The sequence below is a fragment of the Singulisphaera acidiphila DSM 18658 genome, assembly GCF_000242455.2.
GTDB lineage: Bacteria > Planctomycetota > Planctomycetia > Isosphaerales > Isosphaeraceae > Singulisphaera > Singulisphaera acidiphila.
In genome coordinates, this window is record NC_019892.1 from 8475774 (window position 1) to 8497171 (window position 21398).

The window sequence follows — 21398 nt, forward strand, 5'->3', positions numbered from 1 at the left end:
CTCGGCTCCGGCAATCCTGATCCATGCACGCTTGGTTTCAAGGGAAAAGGATAGGGACTGGGTTTGAGTTTGTCTACGGCCCTGCTGGACGATGTCCAAACGAGACGACTTCGATGGTGTCGAAGTTCTGGTTTGCACTCAAGTTGAAACGCTGGGGCACAAGTATCAATCCAGAGCAGCCGCTAGCTTTCCCTGAGCGAGATCGTGTGTGAACCTCGACTCTGCGACTGTTGGAAAAGCAGGATCAGATTCGGATACTGAGGCTGGCTGAGTTGGGAGAGGTTCATTTCCGTCGGCATCGAGCAGGCGGACAGGGCCAGATTGCTCGGCCAGCCGAGAGGCCCCAGTCATCCCCGATTCAATCGGTCGAATCGGAACTGGAAGCCGAGCGCGGACCAATTACAGCCCAAGTGTTCGAGAGACGAATCGCTCGGCGATATGCGGATCCCATGGGTCGCACAGCTTGCTCTACGGTTACCTTGGGGCCATTCGACTCAGTAGAGAAACGGCAGCAGCCGCCAGGTGCGGCGACGATAGTCAGCGTACCGCTCGCCGAACTCCGACTCGAGCAAGGCCTCTTCGGAGTTCATACGTGCAACCAGCGGCGGGAGCAGCAAGAGCGAGACCAGAACGCCGACCGCACTGCGGAAGACCAGGACCCAACCGAAGAGGCCCAACAGCAGACCGAGGTAACTGGGATGGCGGATCACGCGATAGAGGCCGCCGGTCACAAGCTCGTGGCCTTCCTGAATCGCCACCAGGCCACTGAACCGACGCCCCAGCACGAACACGGCCCCCAGCCGGAGAACGCTCCCGACGACGAATAGTGCCAATCCAAAGTAGCGCACCACATCGCCGTCAATCGTCCCAATGCCACGGCGGTCGGTATACGCCGGCAGCCACCCCAAGACGAAACCGAGGATTATGAAAGGTAGCAAAACCCAACGGTTCGTGGTGTCCTCGCGCCGGCCACTTGACAGATTACCGCTCGTGAACGCCGCCGCGACCGAGATGACGACCATCGCAACGACGGCACCGGCTCGAGCGGGATGCGCCATGAACGCGGACCAGCCGCCCCAGCCCCAGACCGCGAGCCCGATATAGAGCACCAAGGACACCGCGATGAAAAGCACCATGCCCCACGTCGGTAAAGGCTTCATCATTCCTGACCTCCTTAGCCGGTGGCGTGCCGCCCGAACTCGGGATACGCCAAGAGATCCTTCGTCCACCGATAGAATCTATTATAAGGGCCAGGAAACCCTCTTACACCATATCCACATTCTCATTGCAACCAATACTCAGTCATGCAACTTCTGCAAAGAAGGCAACAGTGCCACCTTCCTCTTGCACTGGCAACAGTCCTCTCTTGACGAATGCCCCCATTACGCTTTCCCGCAAAAGCCATCCGCACAGCAACATAATCATAATTAAAATAACAAATTGTTAATTTTAATTTATTTCAAAAATAATCGCGAATCAAAAAATAAAATTTTCACATTTTTTCAAAAAAAAACAGAATTTAACAAAATCACAAATATCATCAACAGTCGATTGCCACAAACATCTCGAGCTCATCCTCGTCCCGGACGAACTCCGAACAACGACGCAAGCAAAAATAAAAAAAATATTTTAAACACAAGAATATCTTAATTAAACTACCACCTTAGAAGGACGGGCCTCACAGAATGCAATGCGATTCCCAATGCTTCCGAGTTCTCGTGATTTCCAAAAACAAAACACGGCCAGCCGCAGAACGATTCCGCTGCTGACCGTGCCTGTTTTCACGGGATTAGACCGCCCGCTGGCGGCTCATTGCTGCATGCCAAATCAATGGCGGAAGTGGCGGCGGCCGGTGAGAATCATGGCCATCCCGTGCTCGTCGCAGGCTGCCAAGGTCTCGTTGTCACGCTTCGAGCCGCCCGGTTGGATCAAGGCCGTCACGCCGGCCGAAGCGGCCGTGTCAGGGCCGTCACGGAACGGGAAGAACGCGTCGGAGGCGAGGACCGCTCCTTCCGCGCGCTCACCGGCCTTGGACACGGCGATCCGCACCGAATCAAGACGGCTCATCTGCCCGGCGCCGACGCCGACGAGTTGCCGGTCGCGGACCAGTACGATCGCGTTCGAGCGAACCGACTGGCAGACCCGCCAGGCAAACCCGAGCGACACGCGCTCGGCCGCGGTCGGGACCCGTTTGGTCGCGACCGTACCGGAGGCGGGGTCCGCTTCCATGGTGTCCCAGTCCTGGACGAGCATTCCTCCTTCGACGCGACGAAGGTCGAACCCGGCCGGAGCGGGCGCATCGGGACCAATCGGACCACCCAGATCGAGCAGGCGAACGCTGTTCTTCCAGGTGGGCTTGGTGGTCAACAGGGCCAGGGCATCGGGATCGTAACCAGGGGCCACAATCGCTTCGATGAAGCGGCCAGGGGCGCAGAGCCGTTCGGCGGTCGCGCGGTCGACCCGGCGATTCAGGCCGACGATCCCGCCGAAGGCGCTGACAGGGTCGCCTTCGTAGGCCAATTCGAAGGCTTCGGCCAAGGTGTCGGCAATGGCCGCGCCACAGGGATTGTTGTGCTTGAGGATCGTCGCGGCCGGTTCGGCGAAGTGGCGGATCAAGCGCAAGGCGCTGTCGAGGTCGAGGAGGTTGTTGTACGACAGCTCTTTGCCATGAATCGATTGGGCCGTCGCGAGGTTGGGGCCAACCGTCCCGGGCTCGACATAGAAGGCCGCGCGCTGGTGCGGGTTCTCCCCGTACCGGAGGACCGCCCGGCGCTCGAAGCGGGGGTGCAAGGTCGGCGGGAAGGCCTCGGTTTCCCCATCGCCCGAACCGACCACTTGCCCGAGGTAATCGGCGATCGCCTGATCATAGCGGGCGCATTTGGCGAAGGCCGCCAGCGCGAGCGCCTTGCGTTCGTCGAGGGTGGTCCCCCCCTGCTCCTGGAGCGACTTCGCCAGGCGTTCGTACTGAGCAGCGTCGGTAAGCACCGCCACATGGGCGTGGTTCTTGGCGGCCCCTCGAATCAGGCTCGGGCCGCCGATGTCGATGTTTTCGACAGCCTCCTCGAACGTGACTTCGGCACGCGCGACCGTTGCCTCGAACGGATAGAGATTGACCACGACCAGGTCGATCGGCTCGATCCCTTGCGCCTCGAGGGCGGCGAGGTCCTCGGCAAGTTCGCGGCGCGCGAGGATCCCGCCGTGGAGCTTGGGGTGGAGAGTCTTGACCCGTCCGCCCAGGATCTCGGGCTGTCCTGTATAGGCGGAGACCTCGGTCACTTCGAGGCCCGCTTCGGTCAGGGCCGTACGGGTTCCACCACTGGCCAGCAAGTGGACTCCCTGCCCCGCCAGAACGCGAGCCAGTTCGATCAGACCCGTTTTATCGCTGACACTCAACAAAGCCCGGCGGACTGGTACGATCTCGTGCATTCGACCCTCGTTTCACTCCGACGGTTCTCAAACAACGCGACAAGGGTGGCCGCAAGCACCAACTCCGGTTACGGCCGGAGTTCGATGCTTGGCAACCACCCAGCGAAAAAGTCATCTGACAAAACTGAGTTCAGGGTAGACCTTACTTCTCCTCCTCGGGAGCAGGCGCAGGTTCATCTTCCGGAGTCGCGTCAGCCGGTTTCGGCTCGTCTCCCGGCTCGGGCGCGGTGAGATTCGAGGGAGCTGTGATCCCGGAAGGAGGCTCCATGGGAACGCCTTCGGGAGGAATAAATCCAAACTTGGGTGCCTTCGGATCACGGAGCAATCGGGGCTTGGTCAGGCCGGCCTCGCGGATGCTGAAGATCATGCCCGACGACGAAGCCAGGTAGAGCCGGTCGTTCAACGTGTTCGTCAGGCTGAGATCATACGATCGAAGGTTCAGCCCCGCGCGAGAGTAGGTCGATCGCGGGTCGGCGACGATCTGGCCCGACTCGCGGTCGACGATGAAGAGGTCTTCATCGTACGATTCCAGATAGAGCCGCTTCTCACTGATCGAGATCAGTCGGCCGCCGTGGGTTGGGGTGGACCAACGGGCTTTCCCCGTGCCAACCTCGACCGCATTCATCACGCCCGACGTATTGATGACATAGACGTCGCGGTCCGCGACAACCGGTTCCTGAAGCACCGGGGCACCGGCTGAGAACGCCCACATCACCGACGCCGTGAATAGGTCGACCGAATAAACATTTTTATCCGCCGATGCAACGAAGAAGGTTCTCGTCCCATAGGCCGAGATCGGCGCTTCGATGGCACCGCCGGTGGCGATCCGATAGAGCATCTTGGGCGTATCGGCAAGCGCGACGTAAGCGCGGCCATCATGCCCGCCGAACACAACCATGCGACCCGCAGGCATCGGTCGTGACTTCAACGGACCGCCGGTTTGCCAGTTCCACGCAAACAAGGCCCGGGGAGAAACCAACGGCTGGCCCTTCGTGTCCTTGACGACCACCCCCTTCTCGTCCTTGACGAACAGAGTGAAGGAGCGGATCACTCCCGTGCTCAGCCCCACCATCACCTGCTCTTCGTCGCAGGCCGTTGGGCTCGAGGGCAACACGGAAAGGTTCTCAACCCAGACTTTCCGACCTGTGTTTCGGTCCAGCGCGAAGAGCTGGTTCGAGTTGGTCACGAAGACCATTCGCGAGTTGGCCGACGCCGGGAAGGCATCCTGCAATTGATGGCCCAAGTGCGCCGACCAGAGGAGGCGGCCGGTCTCGGCGTCGAACGTATGGAATCCGGCGTGGCTGGTCTGAGCGAAAATCAGGTTGTCCGCCATGCTGATCTCGAGGAGCTTTTCGGTCGGCTCCATCGGGACCGCGGCCATCCAATGTCGCTCAAGCCCCACCCGCCCGAGGGCAGTGCGTGTTGGCAGGAGATCGCGAGAGATCGGAATTTGAGCACAAACCGATGTGCCCATCAGTGCCAGGAAGACCCAGCTTAGTACGATTCGGCGGGACATGGCCCGCTCCTTTCCCGTTGCCGACGACTTAAGGTGCAAACCAAATAGGAAAGTCTCACTTTATCACTATCCGACGTTTCGTATCCGGTCAAGCTGGGCGGTTCAGGAACACTCGGGAATTTCGAAATTTCTCCGTCGGGGTGGCTCATCCGCACCGTGCCCACCTCGGATTGTTTCCATTATACCGAATCATCTGAAAAGAGGGCTCGATCCGGATCGTCTCCTTCGGTCGATTCCGGGTCCACTTCCGGGTCGAATTCGGTTCCGAAGGTGGGAAGGGACTGGGCCTTCAGGCAGTCGGGACAAGCGTCGTCGATGCCGGTGTACGGCTTCCCGCAGCGAGCGCAGAGCCCGGCGCTGCGGCGGAGGGTGGGGAGTGCGGCGCGAAGGCTCGCTCCCTCCGATGTGTGGTCGAACCGCTCGGCCACTTTGGCGGCAAGCTCAACCACGTCGACCCGAATCGTCCCGGCGCGAAGTCGCTTCTGGATCAAGGCCATCAGCCAACGGATCAACTCCTGATCGAGCGTTCGCAGAGCGTCGGCGTCGAGGAGGGGCCGGAACGCGTCGCGGAGTTCCAGAACGCGGTCAGGGTCATTGGCCTCGCGGGCCGCGTCGAGTTTGCCGCGAAGGCTGCGTGCTTCCACCGCGCGCGAGGTTTCGAGCTCCCGAGCGAGTCGGGACCCGTCCGGCTCGTCGGGATGGGCCGCGATGAATTCGCGGACCAAGGTGCCGGCGTGATCCCACTTGGCCTCCTGGATCGCCTTGCCGATCTCGGCTGCGGGGTCCGCTGGAACCGGACTTCGGGAGGGGGCGACGGTCGCCGACCGCTCGAGGGCTTCGGCCACTCGGCCTAGGGCCGCAATCAGCAGACGCTCGGCCGACTCGGCCGTTGCCACGCGCATCGCCTGGACGTCGAGTGCAGTCGCCAACGCTTGGACGAGACGAGCGATCAGCCACCCGATCAGGGCCAAGGCGAAAACCCGGGTGAGCGCATCGAGGATCAACGGAAGCTTCTGCGACCAGGGCAGCGCAGGCCCGGCGAACAGGACAGAGCTGCTTCCCAGGGCCGAGAAAACACCAACAATCAAGAACCCAGCCTGGAGCCATGGGGCAATAGAGGCGAGATCAGGCGTCACCTTGGGGACGGCCTGACGGGAAGGTTCGCTCTCCCCTTGTGCTCGAGCGAGAGGCGAGGTTGAGCCTGGAATCAGGCCCACGGCGGCGTCAGGTATGTCAGTCATGAGAGTCAGGGGGATCTCGCGGGACCAGTCCGATCGTGTGTCTTCCCTGTTTTTGGATTATCGCGAATCGAAGGCCTGGGGACCATTGGATTCTCGAGGCTCGGGGACACATAACCGAACGGCCCGCGCGGGCCAGGGGGGCTGGCCCGCGCGGGCCGCGCGAGTATTTTGGGGTCGGGAGCGATCGAGCAGGCTCGGGCTCGATCAGTTCTCGTACTGTTTGGCGATCCGATTGGTCGGCATCGGCTCATCAAGCACCGATTCGTCGAGCAGGTACTGCATGACATAGGCGTCTTCGGCCGTGTCCATGTAGTGCTCGCGGACGACTTCCATGGCGCGAAAGCCCTGGATCCGGAAGAACAATTGGCCCACGAGGTTGGTCTCCCGAACGCTGAGCGCGATCCGGGTTCGCCGGTGGCTGGAAAGCTTGCCGACCAGCTTGGCGACCATCTGCTGGCCCACCCCTTGGCGGCGAAACTCGGGGTGAGTGGCGAAGTCAAGCACATGGAGCCGGTTCTTGTGGAGTTCGTAGATCATGAACCCGACGACTCGCTCGCCGTACTCGGCCACCATGCCGATGCAATTGCGCTGCCTCAGGACGCGGAGGAATTCCTCCTCGCACCAGGGATATTCGAAGCTGGCGTGCTCGATAGCCAGTACCTCGGGCATGTCGCGACGAATCATCCAGCGAATATGGACGCGGACCTGAGCCTTAGTGGTCGGGACCGTGCTCATCGAGCCTCTCCTTCCATGGAACGGACGGACGGAGACCATCCCCCGCAGCGGGGGCGGTCGGCGAAATCTGACCCGCATCATCTTCGGCGCGAGTAGTCAAGCTGGAAGGGACGCCCCGGCCCAGGAACTCCCGGTCCGCTGGAACCAGAGGAACCGGGCCTTGCCCCCGAGGCGAGGCGGATTCTAGCGAAGGGCCTGTTGCCTGCCAAGGCCGCTTCCGCAGGCCTCAACCGGTTCAACTCGTCCGTCCCTAGCAACACTCCCCGACGCGCCAAACCCTCGCCCGAGAGGCGGCTCCCTTCCGGCGCCCCCCCTCACCGAAGTTAGATATCGGCCAGATCACGGCAGGCTCGTGAGGATTGTGCGGATTAATCGAGCCGCTTCAAAACGCGCCATCGCAGCGTCAAAAAAGCGGCGGCCAACCCACATCGAGTTGGCCGCCACTTGTAAGGTCTCGAGGCCGAATTTCGGCCCGATACCCGTCAGAATCGGCCGTACGAATATTGCGGATTGGCCGCGTCAAAGTCTTGATCGCGAAGCCCAACGTTGGTTTGCAAGTTTAGATAGCTATATTCCTCGACCAGCTCGGGCGATACCCCGGGACGCTTGGGCCAGTCGTAGGCCTCAAAGCGAATCGGCAGGCCGTGCTCATGGTCGATGTAGAGCTTGACCATATGAAAGAGGTAGCTGGGATGCTTCTCAGGATGGACCGACTCGATCATCGTGCAAGGACGGTTGCCGACGCGTACGTCCTTATGAAAGGTGACGCGCGACTCCCCCGGAGTCAGCTCGATCGACCAGTGCCGAGCCACGCTCGCGATCAGCGAGCCGATGCCCGCTTCGGTCACAGGGTGGCGATTCTCCTCCATGGCCATCGAACCGTGGGGGTCAAGATTCATCGTCCCGGCAATCAGTTTCCCCAAGCCCACGTCGTGAACAACGATCTTGCCGCCATGACGTCCGGCAACGTAAATCGCCTCGCGTCCCTTCTTAGGCCGCTGAAACTTGAAGTAGATGCTGTGCGGGTGCGTCCGCGACTTCATCGCCATGATGTAAGGCTGCGTGAGCCGGCCGTCGATCCGCTCGCGCTTATGAAACGTACACGTATAATCTTGAACTTTTTTGTAACGGGCCTCACAATCGGCGATCGCCTGCTTGGCCATGACGATTGGGTCGTGGGAGGCCTCGGCCGTCGCGGTCGAAAGGGATGCGGTGGATCCTGGTGGGTGTTCCAAGCTCTGAGTCCGCGCCCGGCTGGCGGCGCTCGCAACCCGAGGGGCGACCTCCCGCCGCTCCTGCTCCTTTGCGTTTTCGGTCTCGCGCTCGCTCGCTTTGGATTTCGCCGGCTCGCTCTCGGAGAAGGCTGCGACCGAATTGGGCTCGGCGGCCTGGTTCTGGGCGCGAAGAAATGAGGAGTCGAAGCGAGGTTCGGCCCGCGGATTGTTGGCGGCCGTGGGGTCAAGCATCGCCAGTAGCAATGTCGGAACCGGCCCCCGGTAATCGAACGGCGCCTCGGCGGTCGAATACAAATGCGTGCCGTCGGGCAATTCCCAACGACTCGTTTCACCGCCCATCCCTGCCCCTGCCCACACCGTCGCCGACGCGCCGAGGGTTCCCAGAGTGGTCAGGATCCGGCCTTTCCACGCCTGGCCCCGATCCTTGATGTCGAACCGCTGTTTCGGTTTCGGGATCATGGGACTTCCTTCTCTTATCGATCTCAGACGGCTCGATCAGCGAAGGCGCAATGGCAATGCGCCGATCAATACCGATGCAGTGGGTTGGGAAGTGCGTTTTCGGCGACAGACCGTCAGAATGAGGTCAAGACTGGGCGTGATTGGCCTGTCGTACCAAGTCTGGCATGCAATTCCTAAGCCACGACAACGCCGGATCGATTTCTCCCTCCCATCATCGGATAATCCGAACTCGGGGGTGACTCGAAGTCCAAGGGGCGAAGCTCGCCAGCTCGATCTTGTATTTTTTGCCCATGTCTGCGCGAAATTACAATCGGTTCCCGCTGACGAGTTCACGTTTTTTCAAAAGACAAGGAAGCAAGCATGGCGTCAACGGAGTACACCATTGAAGCAATCCAGTCGGCCCCGTTCGGCGAGATGTCGTATGTCGCCTGGCGACGCGGCCAAGGGGAAGCCCTGGTGATTGACCCTGGGTTCGACGCGGAGGCAATCCTCGACCTGCTGTCGCGCCAGGGGTTACGGTTGACGGCCATCCTGAACACGCACGGTCACGTCGATCACATCGCGGGCAACGCGGCGATGAAGCAGGCCTATCCCGACGCCCCCCTGATCATTGGTTGCAATGACGCGGCACTCCTCAGCGACCCCCAAGCCAACCTCAGCGCCCCGTTCGGCTTCCCGCTGACCAGCCCTCCCGCCGATCAACTCGTGGCCGACGGCGAGCGACTCGAGGCGGCCGGTTTTTCCTTGGAGGTCCGGGAGATCCCCGGACACAGCCCCGGTTCGGTCGTCTTCGTCTGCGACCAGTTCGACACCCCTTTTGTCTTCGGGGGGGACGTGCTCTTCGCCGGCTCCGTCGGCCGGACCGACCTCGGGGGCAACGGCCCGCAACTGATCGCCGGCATCCGGGCCAAACTCTTTAACCTGCCCGATGCGACGCTCGTTCTTCCCGGCCACGGGCCGATCACCACCGTCGCTAACGAGAAGCAATCGAACCCGTTCGTCGGCGAGCGGGCCGGGTTCCACGAGATCGGGCCGTCATGACCATCTGGGCGATCGCCGACTTGCACCTCTCGTTCGCTCGGCCCGACCGTCGGGAGCGCTACGCCGAGCGCTGGCGCGATCACGTCGCCAAGATCGAGCGTGAATGGCGGTCGGTGATCCGCCCGGCCGACCTGGTGCTCCTGCCCGGCGACCTCTCGATGGCGCGCAACCATCGCGACCTCCAGCCCGACCTGAACTGGCTCGACCGGCTGCCCGGGACGAAAGTCCTGGCGCCTGGCAACCATGACACCTGGTGGAACGACGTCGAGAAGATCCGGCCGATGCTTCGCAAATCACTCCTGGCCGTCGACGGCGACGCGGTGAAGACCCACGGCGTCGTCATCTGCGGCGCTCGAGGCGCGCCCGTTCCCCTCGAGGACGACGAAGACCCCAAAGTCATCGCCGCCTCCGAGGAGGCGATGGCCACGCTCGACCGCGCCCTCGAGCAAGCCGCGCCGCTCCGCGATCAAGGCGAGCCGCTCTATGTGCTCTGGCACTACCCCCCCTTCGACCAGCACCGCCGCCCTGGACCTTGCGTCGCTCGATTTGAGCAGGCAGAGGTCACCACCTGCCTTTACGGCCACCTCCACATCCAAGGGCAATGGTCGCTCGCCGTGCAGGGCGATGTGCGCGGGGTCCGCTATCAATGCGTTGCCGCCGACGCCATCGGCTTTCGGCCCCTACAACTGACCCGGCCTTGATCGGGTAAGCTTCAAGCGGCCACCACCTCATCGGACTCATGGCAAAGCTACGATTTGGAGGAAGTCTCTTGAGCACGATCCGTTCGTTCAAGCAGGAACTCGTCGGCGTCTTTGGCTTTCCCGTCGCCGAGAACCCCACGCAGGCCATGATCGAACCCGCCTTCGCCGCGATGGGCCTCGACTGGCGCTATCTCACCGTCGAAGTCCGCCCCGAAGACCTCGGCGCCGCGGTTCGCGGCGCGCGGGCGATGAACTGGCGAGGATTTAACTGCACCATCCCGCACAAAGTCGCCGTCATCGAACACCTCGACCGTCTCAGTCCGGCCGCCGAGAAAATCGGCGCGGTGAATTGCGTCATCAACCAAGGGGGAGAGTGGGTTGGTGACAATACCGACGGCAAGGGCTTTCTCCAGTCGGTGCATGAGGTTAGACCGATCCCCGGCCTTCGCGCGGTCGTGCTGGGCGCGGGGGGTGCGGCCAGGGCCATCGGGGTCGAGCTGGCCCTGGCTGGTGCTAAGCATATGACCATCGTCAACCGAGATCGCGGCCGTGGTCAGGTGCTCACCAAGCTGATCTCCGAGAAAACAGGGGTTCCCACGGACTTTTCTGATTGGGAAGAAAGGTACCAAGTCCCGCTCGGGACCGATCTGGTCGTCAACGCGACCTCAATCGGCCTCTATCCGGACGTGGAAGCCCGTGTCCCGATTGACCTCACAACCCTGCGTCCCGGCATGATCGTAAGCGACGTGATCCCGAATCCACCGCGAACCTGGCTGATTCGCGAGGCGGAAACCAGGGGATGTCAGGTCCTTGACGGCCTTGGAATGCTCGTTAACCAGGGAGTCATCGGCATAAGACTCTGGTCAGGACATGAGCCCGATTCCAATGTCATGCGGAAGGCACTCGAGTCCCTCTTCTTGCCCTGAATCCAATTTCACTTGACATTTTCCAAGAAGCGAAGTGACACCTTCGCCTCCCATTTTTACAATGGTGAACCAAGAAGGGGCGGCAATGTTGACAATTGGTTCGGTAGCTCGGTCCGCCGTCGGAATCCACCCAAAACAACGGAACTCTAGTCTTTATTGCCACTTAGGGCAGAAGCCTCGCCTCCCGAATACCTCTTGGCACAAGGAATGCTTTATAACGTAGGCAGAGCCTCAAGCCGGCGTGGGCCGTCAAGAGGGATTCGACAACGGGCATTCCACCACGAGCGGGAGATTTCCATGCTGGTTTTGAGCAGGAAGCTTGGCGAAAAGATCGTGATCGGTGACAACATCGTCGTCACAGTGGTCAAGATTGACCGCAACCAGATTCGGATCGGGATTGAAGCTCCGCATGAGGTTCCGGTCTATCGTGAAGAGATCGCGCCGGCCCGTAGCATGAAGACGGTTGCCGACGAGCCGGCACCGGTGTTGAACCGCTGAGTCCTGTCGATGACGCCGTGGCGGCGGGTCACGGTGTCGGCTGCGGCCAGACCGAATTCATGGCCGACGCAACGAGTCGTGCGATTTCCTTGGCGGATCGACCCGCGATGGAGCGACATTTTGCCCCTGGTTCGGCAGTGACCGGGCCGGAATAGCCAGCCTCCGCCAACTTCTTCAGAAGCTGGGCGGTGTCAATGGCTCCGTTTTCTCCCGGTAGTCCCCGATCGTGATCCTGGATTGCAGAGCGATCCGAGGGAGACGACGCGGGCAAATCGGCAACGTGAACCCAAACAATGCGATCCACCCCCCACCTAAACCCCGCCTCAATTTCCTCGTTGGCCGCATAGAGGTGGAATCCATCGACCAGGATTCCCAGGTTCGTCGACTCCTGCCAGATTGCGCCTAGCTCCAGATCGAGCTCCGCCAGCCGAGTGACGAAGGGAATACCGCGCCCCGAGCGGAAGGACTCGACTCCGATGACCTCCAGGCCAAGCCTGACGCCGTGATTGGCCAGGACCCGAGCGATTGCGCCGAGCCGCTCGATGTGCAGCTCGGCGGTGGAGGCGAGAATCGAGGCCCGATCGCCATCGAGCCCCGCATTGGCAAGTGTCTCGGGCATCACCCAGGTCCCGGTTCGTGAGGCACCGAGCACCGAGGCGGCTTCGGCGTATCGGGAAAGTTGCTCCAGGTCTTCCGCGAAGCGTGCAGCATCGCCTCGCCAGTCGACGGGAAGGGACCAGGCACCCGCTTTCAGCCCCAGGTCCTCCAGGCGGGTCCGCACTGCGCGCGGATCGACCTGCTCGGCCCGCAGCTCACGCATCAGGAAGTCGACCCCGCCGAAGCCGGCCGCCGAAGCCAGTTCGATCGTTTCCAGGGTCGAGAGCGTCAGGCCCAACGCCCTGGCATTGAAACTCGAAAACACATGTTCTCCTTTTGACTGGAGTGGCGGTCGGATCCCCTTTCGACCCCTGCGATTGTACGGCACTCCCCTGCTCAATGTCCCGCAAAGTCGGCAAAGGCCCGCCCTGAGCGGACCCGGCCCTTGGCGCAACTGGCGATAAGCTTCACAATCAAGCGCCTTGATTCAGGGGCGTCCGGGTGGAAAGTCCTTCGTCCGGGGCCGGTTCGGGGGGCATGAGGCGATCTCAAACATGGTGGCGACCTGGATCGAGGCGGCGGCAAAGGGACGGCATGGTGGCCCGGTCCGCGCGGGGATGTGGTCTGCGGTCGTCATCGGTACGCACCCGATCGAGGCCAACCAAGTCGTCTGGCTCGAAATCTCGGCCGACGATACGCCTCTGGGCCCACTCCCCGCATACTGGATCGAAAATAAAGGGGTGAATAGCCTCTGGCACGTCCCCGTGCCGCCTCAAGCGGTCGGCGTTCGGCTCCACTACCGGTCGGCCGCGCGGCAAGAAGGGTCGGAGACGGTCTACAGCCCCCCCCAGGACACAGTCGTCCGCCCCAATATGCCCGACCGGACCGAAGCGGCCGAGATCGTGGCGATGGGCCCCGAGGGGCTGGTCGGCAACCGGATGATGACAGTCCGGGTCGATTCACGAGGTTCCACCTACGACGTCTACTTCCCGACCGTCGGCCTCCATTCCGACGTCCGCCCCGCCGAGGGGGATATGCCGCAGAGCCGCTCCCACTTCCGGGCGATCGTGGGGGGGCTGGCCGTGGGGCGTCGGCTCGACTGGTTCACCGAGCGGCTCTCGTGGGAGTCGTTTCAGCACTACCTCGGCGCCACGAACCTCCTAATGACCGAGCTGAACTCGCGGACCGGACCGATCCGCGTACTCGTGACCGACTTCGTGGCGATGGCCAAGAGCCTTCCCAAAACGGCCGGGGGAACAGAATCGCCTGGCCAGTACCTCAAGCGATTCCGGATCAAGAACGACGGTCCCGAGTCGCTCCGCGCGTTGTTCGGCGTGTACATCCAGGCCGAGGTCAACGGGGGCATCGGCGAGCCCGGCCTGAGCTGGCACGACGGCGATCGAACGCTCCTGGCCACGAATCGCGGCCATGGTCACGCCAACCGCAAGTTCGCCCGCGACGCGACAGTCGAGTTTGCCGTGGCGCTCGACGACCGTGGCGACGTCCACTGCGAACCGACGGGCGCGAACGAGGCCATCCTGCTCCGGAGAATCGACCTGCCCGCGGGCGAAACGGTGACGGTCGACCTGCTGGTCAGTGGCGCGTTCACCGGATGGCGTGGAGACCCGGGGACCTTCGAGCACTGGCTTCGCCCCGCCCTCGCCTGGTTTCGCTCCGCCGACCTCGACCAGGTGGAGCAGACGACTTGCCAGGAGTGGGATGCATTCACCGAGGTCTTGCCCAGCCTGAAATACCCCAAACCCGCCTATGCCGTCAGTTTGCGCCGATCGGCCTTGGCCTCGGCCCTTCATGCCGACGCATTCTGGGGAGCGATTGCCTCGGGCTTCGATCGTGGCTTGAGCGCCTACTGCTGGCCGCGCGACGCCATGTGGGCGGCCGACACGATGGAGCGGCTCGGCCACCCTTCGATCGGCCGGGGCCTCTTCGAGTGGCTCTCCCACGTCCGGGGACAAAACCGACCGTACTCCTACTGGTTCCAAAAATACACGATCGACGGGGGGCCCGAGTGGGAAACCCCGGCCGTCGATCAGACGGCCATGATCCCTTGGGGCCTGGAACGGTACTACCTCCGTACGGCCGATCGCGACTTCCTCGCTTCCATGTGGCCGATGATCGAGCAGGCCGCCACGGTCTGCTCAGGGACATCGGGACACCCCGGCCTGAGCTGGATCGACGACCTCAGCCTGATCAGCTCGGCGGGCCTCTGGGACCATCGGTTCGGGGCCTTCCTCTATTCCAACGGTTGCGTCGTGGCCGGCCTCCGGGCCGCCGCTCGGCTCGCCGACGTCCTCGATCACCCCGAGCACGCGACCCGCTGGCGGACCCTGGCGGAGCGGATCTGGGAGATCGGCATTCTCGGCCAAGGCACTTCCGACCCCGACCGGGCTGACGCCCCCGGCCTGATCGACACCGAGACAGGTCGATTTCTTGAGGCGCGACGCCTCTCAACATTGCGCGGGCTCTGGACCAATCGCCCCGAGATGCAGATCGAGCGTTCGAAAGCCCTGGACGTGAGCGTGCTCGGCCTCGTCGTCCCGTTCGGCCTCTTCCCCGCGTCGGATCCACGGGTGGTCCGAACCGCCGAGGCGATCCTCCGGCTCAATGCCGTGGGCGTGGATTCCAACACGCTGGCCCGTTGGTCACTCGACGCGACCGCTCCCACAGCAAGCGTTCCGCCCAGCGAGTCGCACAGCCATGATCTCTCCAGCCTAGCGACGCTCTGGGCGGCGCGCTACCTGATCCAGCTCGGCCGAGAGACCGGCCAGGTCCGGCACTGGAATCGGGCGCTGGCGATGACCGACGGAACGCTCAGCCGGATGCTCCCCTTAGGATTGATGCTCCGGCCCGTGATCCGGGCCAACGACTCCCCGCGCTACATACCAGGGGTGGCCTCGGGAGTCTGGGGCCTCCATGCCATGCTCGTCGAGACCATGCTCGAGTTCGCCCGGCTCGACTACAACCATGTCGAACGTCGGCTCGACCTGGACCCGGCACTCCCGAGCTCGTGGCCTCACCTCGGCCTGACCCAGACATTCCCTTGCGGTGAAGTTTCCTTCCGACTCGAACGGCCGATCGGAGGGACGGTCCACCACCTGAGCCTGACGGTAAACCTAAAGCACCCGATCGCGTTCCACGCCGCGCTCACCTGCCCCGGCCTCACCGAACTGGGACCTTGGCAATCCGCTCCCGAAAGCCCACCACCCACCTACGATCCGCGGATCAGCCGGCTGAGCTGGTCGGTCACATTGCCCGAGGGGCAATCAACGTGGAGCTGGCGTTGGGGTTAAAACGGCCGATCCCGTTCGCCCCCCCAAAGCAAAGTTGCCCCTCGAGCGCCAAAAGCGATGAACTCGTGGCCGCCGACGATTCCAATCGTCGGTTCAAACCAGGTTCACGTTTGGTGCAATCGACGTGTGTTCCATGAAAACAAAAACCCTATCGATCTGTATTAAAACAGGTCGATAGGGCTGGAACAGAGAAGAGGCCGAATAATCGAAGCCGATGCCTCGGTCGATCGGAGAGGCGTGATTGGGTATTGCTTGCACGACCGACATCGCTAAAAATACCCGTTCTGCCGTGAATGTCAACACGGCAGATCCAAAATATCACGGATTAATCGGGTGACGTCTTTGGGGGCTGTATGCGGGTAATCTTCGAGACCCGGAATTGATGCGGGCCGGGAGCCGAAATGCGGGGAAACTGGTAGTAACTCGCCTCGGCCGACGACTTCTTATCGAGCGTGAATCCAGGTTCCTCAAGAACGTAAAGTCTCGAGCCACGGTTCATATTTTCAACACGCTGCAAGGTCCAGGCTCGCGTCACATCATTGCCGTGACGAATCAGGACGGTGCGGCCCGCCATATTGCCATCGTCCCGCAGGGTCTGGTCGGACTCGAACCAGCCACGCCCCGCGGCTGAGGCCTGACGGACGACGCCCGTGATCGACCCGGTCGATGGTTGCTGCTCGACCCGCAGGCCGGCCGACTCGGCGAACGTCCCCCCCGCCAGCACCAGGCCACGGCTGGAGACCCGAACGACCAGACCATCGGTCCTGAGCGCTCGACCGTCAGCCAGGTTGACGCTCTGCGTGGTCCCGGGGGCGAGGTTGACGACCACGTGCTCGCCGCCGCCGGGCGATTCGATATAGACGACGACCGTCTCCGGCGAGGAGGCGACCCGGCCGACCCTGGTGAGGGGAACGACCGATGATCCGGTGGGCTCAAACACCGTGACAAAGGTCGTCTTCAAGGTCGAGCCATCCGGGGACCGGTGGCGAAGCAACAGCCCAGCGCGACCGGAATCCTCGGCATCCGTACGGGCTGAACCGGTGGCTGGGTCGGGACTGTTCGCCGTGATGAGCTCGATCGGAGTCGGGCCCAACAAGTGGAGACGAACCCCTGGCGATCCAGGAGAACCGAGCCAGGCCATCGCCGGGCGGATCAGGCGAACCTGAGCCAACGGCGCGAACTCACCGTACGCCTGGACGAACCAACGCCCATCCTCGGCCCGTGCAGTCGGCACGTACGGGATCGATTCGGGAAGGAGAGTGGCCGGTCCGGGGCCCATCGCAACCGAAAGCTGCCAGCGGGCGCGTGAGCCAGACGCCGCATGGTAGAGCTGATCGTGCTGGAGCCCACCGTGAACCTCGAACACGGAGAGGGCGTAGCTGCTCTGTGCCCCCGAAGCCGCCACGAGGGTCTGGCGATAACGGGTGGTCGACTGCGGATAGGCACGCGGATCGTCGAGGCTGAGGACCTGGAAGTCCGGGTCTGCCGCAAAGAAGAGGAAGTCCCCCCCGAGCGCCGGTTCCGAAGCTTTGCCCAAGGACTCGCGCTGATTCAGGCCGTCGACGACGACCGTGTTATGGCTTACCGTCGCTCGGTCCCAGCCGGTCACCGTGGGCGGCTGCTCGTCGAGGTCGCCGAGGATGAGCTGACCGCCGACCGCCAGGCGCAACGCCTGGCGCTGAAAGTGAGGAGCACCGATGTTGTCCTGACCGCGAACCTCGAGGTCGAGCGATCCCCCCTTCTCTCCAATGGCGAGCCTCGCGAGACCAACACCCCCCAGGAGCGAGGGCCGGCGCGTTCCCGGCGCCACGACCGCCGCCGGCCAGGACACTTGCTGGATCTCGGGAACCCGCGAATCGCTCAGCGCCGCCGAGCCGGCGCGGCGAGCCAGGGCGAGCATCGGCAAGGCCCCGAGGTCCCGCGCCGGCGCGGATTTGAGCTCGCTCGTGAGTTCAAGTGGCCGAGGAGCCTCGGGATATCCTGCCAGCAAACGATCAATCCAACCGTCGAACACACTCAAGATCCGGCGATGGGCCGCCGCATCACCTTGACGCCAGAACCCATCATAGTAGAAGCCCCGTTCGGAAAAGCCGTCGAGCCGCCTGATCGCCTCACCGACCAACTGCGGATCGTCCAGAAGCCGGCCGGCGGCCAGGAGTCCGCGATAGGCGTGGAGCGAGACCTCGCTGTACTCCTCGCGCTGAAGCCGGACGAACTCGGCCGAGGCCCGGAAGAGGTCGCGCTCGATGGTCCGCGCCGGATGATCATCATTCAGGCTCCGCCCTGCTTCGAGGAGTGCGGGCTGGTCGCGAATCAGGGCGTAGGCGATCAGGAGGTTCAAAGGAACGTCGAGGCTGGCCGTCCAGTCCCATTTTCCCGTCTGGTAACCGCGCCGATAGGGGGGCGGCAAATTGGCCTGTTGAAAGACTTTGGGAGAATGCGGCTGATCAAAATGGGTCGCATAGGCGGGATAGACCTGGGCAAACCGGAGGATCAGCACTGAGGCCAAGCGGGCGAGCGCAGGATCTTTCGACCCTGCCGGTTGCTCGTGGTGGCGAACCGCCGCATAGAGGGCGGCTTTCGCGAGGAATTCGCGGGCTTCGTAGTCGCGTTTGGCCGCCAGGTAGAGCTTCTCGTCGGGGAAGCGCTGCTTACCGGGCTCCACGGCGTGGTAGGGGTATTGGTGCGTGACCCCGTGCAAGACTTGCACCACGTCTTCGGGGACTTTCTTCTCTTTCTCGTCCTTCGCGGGATAGGTCTCGTTCGGCACCGTCGCCTGGCAGTTGCGGCACGTCAGCACTTTCGGATTCGTGACCGACCAGGTCAACGAGTTGCTGGCCTCGGTGGCGTCACAAGCGGGGCATCGACAATGGCGAACGCCCGCCTGTACGGGGACGAGTTCCGCCAGCGCCTTGGTGTCAAGCGTCAGCAGCAACTTGACGTTCGGATCGGCCCAGAATCGAGTTTCCCAATTGTCGGGAAGCTCAAATTGGGCAAAGAGGTTGTGGATTCGCGTTGCGCCGGGGATCTCGCCGGCGATTGCGTCGGCGGAAATGACCAGCGCGACCATCGCGGTCCCCGCCCGACAGGCCCATTGAGCCGCGATCCGAAGCCTGCTTGGCATGATAAAGGGTTCCGTCCCTTGGAGAAAGCGAAGGCGGGCCTCACGCCCAAATCCTAGTGGTCGGGGAGTCGGGCCAATTCCGCGTCGCGCTTGCCCGCGGCCAGTTCATAGAGACCGACCGGCCCGATGGTTTCTCCCTCGGCGAGTTTCAGCCCCTGGCGATGCAGTTGCGCCAGCGCGAGCTGCGAGTCGCGATGCGCCTCGCAGGCCAAGCCATAGTTCTTCAACTCCCGGCTCTTGCCGTTACTCCAGGGGGCCGCCACCTTGTAGACGGCAGCGGCGTCGCAATGGGGAGCCGAGCACATCGGTTGATAGTGGAACGTCGTCTTTTCCATCGCACGCGTCCGTTCCCTTTTCGCTTCCGTGAACCGGAGGCCCAGCGCCAAGCCGGTTCAACGTTCAGCCTCGCTCCGAAGAAATTGAGGGCCGATCGCTTCATGATCGTAGCGGCCCGCTCCCTACGCTGCAAGCGAAGCCATTGTGTGCGGTCAAATCATTTTGCCCACCAGGGGATTCAGAGGCGAGCCCCAAACCAGAACGTTCCGATCGTGGTCCCATCACCTCATCGCAACTTCCATGAAGCTCCGGGCGAGATCACCACTGTCGGCCCGAAGCAAACGGCCCGACACATTCGTACAAACAAGTGATTTTCGCGCGGATCAACTCAACCCCTGCAACCCATAAAACCGATACCACCCCTAGGCCGAGAGGTGTGGTCGTCAGATTACAACTCCTCTGCCAAGGCGGACTTCATGGTATCAGAGCTGGACGGGACGTCTGGGGAAGTCGAGCAATGACGATGATCAAGAAACGTCACGACGACAGGCCGGAGCGGCACCGTAGCCGCTGCAAGCGACTCGCCGTCCTCGGCTTCCTGACCCTGGGTTCCAACTTGGGTTGCGGGCAGAGCATGCTCCGCCTACCGGCCGGTTCCAATGGGGCGCTGCTGGGCCCGGCTCCGATCCCTTACTCGGCATCGACAACAGCAAAGGCAACCGGAGCCTCGGCCGGCCGGAAACCGGATGCAATCGGGCCGGTCGCGCTCAGGGCGGACGCAAGCTACGGATCGAGCATTGAAGATCTTTTCCTGGCGAGCTACCGCGACTCGAAATCCTATGGCCCTCATCTGGCCAAGTCGACCGCCCCTGTGCCTTCGCACGGCGAAAGTGTCTTGCCGGGCGGACAACTCGTAGCTGGCCAAGAATCAGCGATCGCTCCGGCAAATCCGCACGAGGGGCAGGAGACGCGGCAGACGGCCCTCTTCGCCCCGCCACAGACACACGCTCGGCAGCAAAATCGAGGTCCCGCGACGTCCCCCAAGGCCACTCAGATCCCGCCGCCCCAGGTGCGCCTTTTCACTCCCAAAAATCCAACAGAGGCCGCCTCCTCCACGCAAGGCCCGATGGATCTGGTCTCCGCCTGCGGTCTGACCAAGATCGCTCCGCCGAGGCAAAGCGACCCGACCTATTTCCCCGACCTCGAAGCCGCAAGCAAACACACGGGGATCGGCCTGCCGATCGCGCCCGCCAACTCCGCCAAGCCAGGGTCCAAGACGCCGACGGTGGCGAAAGTCTCGAGTCCTCCCGCCACCGCACCGGCTGAGGTCGTGGCTCCGCCGCCCACGCAGCCGAAGACGACGACGGAACCAACGATACCGGCTGAGATCTCGATGGAACCGCCGAAAACGGCCGAGATCCCCGCACAACCTCCTGCTCTGGCGGAACCACCGAGCCAGCCCGCAACACTCGCTGAGTTGCCGGCCGAGTCTCCTGCTCTGACGGAACCGCCGAGCCAGCCCGCAATGGCGACCGACCTGCTGGCGGATCCCCTTGCACTCCCCGAGACGCCAAGCAAGCCGACGGCTCCGACCGAGCAGCCGGCCCCCTTGCCTGAGAACCCGAGCCAGACGCCGCCGCCGGTCGAGACGCCAGAGCAGCTTCCACCCCTCGCCGCAATCGCGACCGAGCCGGCCGTCCGAACCAAAGAGACGAAAGTGGAGAGTCCCGGCACCCCGTTCGAGGACGCGAACACTCCGCCACCGACTCCTTCCGAGCCGGATCCCCAACCGGAAACCGGCGACTTGAGCGGTGCCTTCGAAGAAACGAAGATTCCGCTGCCAGGACAGGCGGCCGCACCGTCGGGCGAGCAAGCCGGTGGGCCGGAGTTGGACCTGGTTCCGCTGCCTCCGCTCCAGGTAGACCCGAGCGTTTTCGGGACGTCGGCCGAGTTGCCGCCCCCCCTCCCCCTTGCCACCCCGTCCCCCACGGTGGCGGCAAATTCCGACTGCCCCGCCTGCGAGATTCTGAGAAAGCAGAAGGAATCCGACCACTGGGCCACCGGCCCGGCCAACCGGACGATCTCGTGCCCGAGCTGTGCAGAGAATCAGGCCCGTTCCCATGCCAAAGCCAAGCCTGGTCATAAGAACCAGGACCTGGATTCAGCCCTGAAAGACACGAAAATCTCCTCTCCTCTGCTGCGTTCCGCCAAGGTTGCCAGCCAATCTCCCCACTGATTTCTATGACCCCAAAGTGGCCGGATCGGCCGAGGACCCCCGCGTTCCGACGGCCGGTTCGGCTCGAATCATCAATCGC

15 protein-coding genes are annotated in these 21398 nt (G+C 62.9%); 6 read left to right on the plus strand and 9 right to left on the minus strand.

Features of this window, described 5'->3' with window-relative positions:
• Positions 1 to 494: 494 nt before the first annotated feature.
• From SINAC_RS32945 to SINAC_RS32970, 6 genes are all read right to left on the minus strand, one after another.
• Positions 495 to 1160 carry a methyltransferase family protein gene (locus SINAC_RS32945; protein WP_015249871.1) on the minus strand — a complete coding sequence of 222 codons (666 nt, stop codon included), beginning with the start codon at positions 1158 to 1160 and terminating at the stop codon, positions 495 to 497.
• 667 nt (positions 1161 to 1827) lie between these two features.
• A complete protein-coding gene (gene purH / locus SINAC_RS32950; RefSeq protein WP_015249872.1) occupies positions 1828 to 3426 on the minus strand; it encodes a bifunctional phosphoribosylaminoimidazolecarboxamide formyltransferase/IMP cyclohydrolase in 1599 nt (532 codons plus the stop codon).
• Between the two features lie 142 nt (positions 3427 to 3568).
• Positions 3569 to 4942 (minus strand): outer membrane protein assembly factor BamB family protein, encoded by a 1374-nt coding sequence (locus SINAC_RS32955; RefSeq protein WP_015249873.1) that lies wholly within the window; start codon positions 4940 to 4942, stop codon positions 3569 to 3571.
• 179 nt (positions 4943 to 5121) lie between these two features.
• Complete coding sequence (locus SINAC_RS32960; RefSeq protein WP_020466455.1) at positions 5122 to 6183, minus strand: hypothetical protein; 1062 nt, start codon at positions 6181 to 6183, stop codon at positions 5122 to 5124.
• Between the two features lie 204 nt (positions 6184 to 6387).
• Positions 6388 to 6918, minus strand: coding sequence for a ribosomal protein S18-alanine N-acetyltransferase (rimI, locus tag SINAC_RS32965; RefSeq protein WP_015249875.1), 531 nt, complete (start codon positions 6916 to 6918; stop codon positions 6388 to 6390).
• A 482-nt stretch (positions 6919 to 7400) separates the two neighbouring features.
• A complete protein-coding gene (locus SINAC_RS32970) occupies positions 7401 to 8612 on the minus strand; it encodes a DUF1571 domain-containing protein (protein ID WP_015249876.1) in 1212 nt (403 codons plus the stop codon).
• 360 nt (positions 8613 to 8972) lie between these two features.
• Between SINAC_RS32970 and SINAC_RS32975 the strand changes: the two genes are divergently transcribed.
• The 4 genes from SINAC_RS32975 (at position 8973) to csrA (ending at position 11778) form a co-directional block, all read left to right on the plus strand.
• On the plus strand, positions 8973 to 9653 hold the full coding sequence (locus tag SINAC_RS32975; RefSeq protein ID WP_015249877.1) for an MBL fold metallo-hydrolase: 681 nt from the start codon (positions 8973 to 8975) through the stop codon (positions 9651 to 9653).
• Positions 9650 to 10354, plus strand: coding sequence for a metallophosphoesterase (locus SINAC_RS32980; RefSeq protein WP_015249878.1), 705 nt, complete (start codon positions 9650 to 9652; stop codon positions 10352 to 10354). Before SINAC_RS32975 ends, SINAC_RS32980 begins: the two co-directional genes overlap by 4 nt.
• 68 nt (positions 10355 to 10422) lie before the next feature.
• Entirely contained in the window at positions 10423 to 11280 is an 858-nt protein-coding gene (gene aroE, locus SINAC_RS32985; RefSeq protein ID WP_015249879.1) for a shikimate dehydrogenase, read from the plus strand.
• A 297-nt stretch (positions 11281 to 11577) separates the two neighbouring features.
• A complete protein-coding gene (gene csrA, locus SINAC_RS32990; RefSeq protein WP_015249880.1) occupies positions 11578 to 11778 on the plus strand; it encodes a carbon storage regulator CsrA in 201 nt (66 codons plus the stop codon).
• Positions 11779 to 11806: 28 nt separating this feature from the next.
• On the opposite strand, the gene SINAC_RS32995 is transcribed toward csrA, so the two are convergent.
• Positions 11807 to 12700, minus strand: coding sequence for a sugar phosphate isomerase/epimerase family protein (locus SINAC_RS32995; RefSeq protein WP_015249881.1), 894 nt, complete (start codon positions 12698 to 12700; stop codon positions 11807 to 11809).
• 229 nt (positions 12701 to 12929) lie between these two features.
• On the opposite strand from SINAC_RS32995, the gene SINAC_RS33000 reads away from it, so the two are divergent.
• Positions 12930 to 15683, plus strand: coding sequence for a glycoside hydrolase family 15 protein (locus tag SINAC_RS33000; protein WP_015249882.1), 2754 nt, complete (start codon positions 12930 to 12932; stop codon positions 15681 to 15683).
• 325 nt (positions 15684 to 16008) lie between these two features.
• On the opposite strand, the gene SINAC_RS33005 is transcribed toward SINAC_RS33000, so the two are convergent.
• Positions 16009 to 18807, minus strand: a complete 2799-nt coding sequence (locus SINAC_RS33005) for a hypothetical protein (RefSeq protein ID WP_015249883.1) — start codon at positions 18805 to 18807, stop codon at positions 16009 to 16011.
• A 53-nt stretch (positions 18808 to 18860) separates the two neighbouring features.
• Positions 18861 to 19142, minus strand: coding sequence for a hypothetical protein (locus tag SINAC_RS33010; RefSeq protein ID WP_015249884.1), 282 nt, complete (start codon positions 19140 to 19142; stop codon positions 18861 to 18863).
• Positions 19143 to 19606: 464 nt separating this feature from the next.
• Between SINAC_RS33010 and SINAC_RS33015 the strand changes: the two genes are divergently transcribed.
• Entirely contained in the window at positions 19607 to 21319 is a 1713-nt protein-coding gene (locus SINAC_RS33015) for a hypothetical protein (RefSeq protein ID WP_154673741.1), read from the plus strand.
• Positions 21320 to 21398 lie beyond the last annotated feature (79 nt).

Coding starts and splice junctions, on each gene's coding strand:
- SINAC_RS32945 (WP_015249871.1), bottom strand. CDS start 1,160: ATGAAGCCTTTACCGACGTGGGGCATGGTGCTTTTCATCGCGGTGTCC.
- purH (WP_015249872.1), bottom strand. CDS start 3,426: ATGCACGAGATCGTACCAGTCCGCCGGGCTTTGTTGAGTGTCAGCGAT.
- SINAC_RS32955 (WP_015249873.1), bottom strand. CDS start 4,942: ATGTCCCGCCGAATCGTACTAAGCTGGGTCTTCCTGGCACTGATGGGC.
- SINAC_RS32960 (WP_020466455.1), bottom strand. CDS start 6,183: ATGACTGACATACCTGACGCCGCCGTGGGCCTGATTCCAGGCTCAACC.
- rimI (WP_015249875.1), bottom strand. CDS start 6,918: ATGAGCACGGTCCCGACCACTAAGGCTCAGGTCCGCGTCCATATTCGC.
- SINAC_RS32970 (WP_015249876.1), bottom strand. CDS start 8,612: ATGATCCCGAAACCGAAACAGCGGTTCGACATCAAGGATCGGGGCCAG.
- SINAC_RS32975 (WP_015249877.1), top strand. CDS start 8,973: ATGGCGTCAACGGAGTACACCATTGAAGCAATCCAGTCGGCCCCGTTC.
- SINAC_RS32980 (WP_015249878.1), top strand. CDS start 9,650: ATGACCATCTGGGCGATCGCCGACTTGCACCTCTCGTTCGCTCGGCCC.
- csrA (WP_015249880.1), top strand. CDS start 11,578: ATGCTGGTTTTGAGCAGGAAGCTTGGCGAAAAGATCGTGATCGGTGAC.
- SINAC_RS33000 (WP_015249882.1), top strand. CDS start 12,930: ATGGTGGCGACCTGGATCGAGGCGGCGGCAAAGGGACGGCATGGTGGC.
- SINAC_RS33005 (WP_015249883.1), bottom strand. CDS start 18,807: ATGCCAAGCAGGCTTCGGATCGCGGCTCAATGGGCCTGTCGGGCGGGG.
- SINAC_RS33010 (WP_015249884.1), bottom strand. CDS start 19,142: ATGGAAAAGACGACGTTCCACTATCAACCGATGTGCTCGGCTCCCCAT.
- SINAC_RS33015 (WP_154673741.1), top strand. CDS start 19,607: ATGATCAAGAAACGTCACGACGACAGGCCGGAGCGGCACCGTAGCCGC.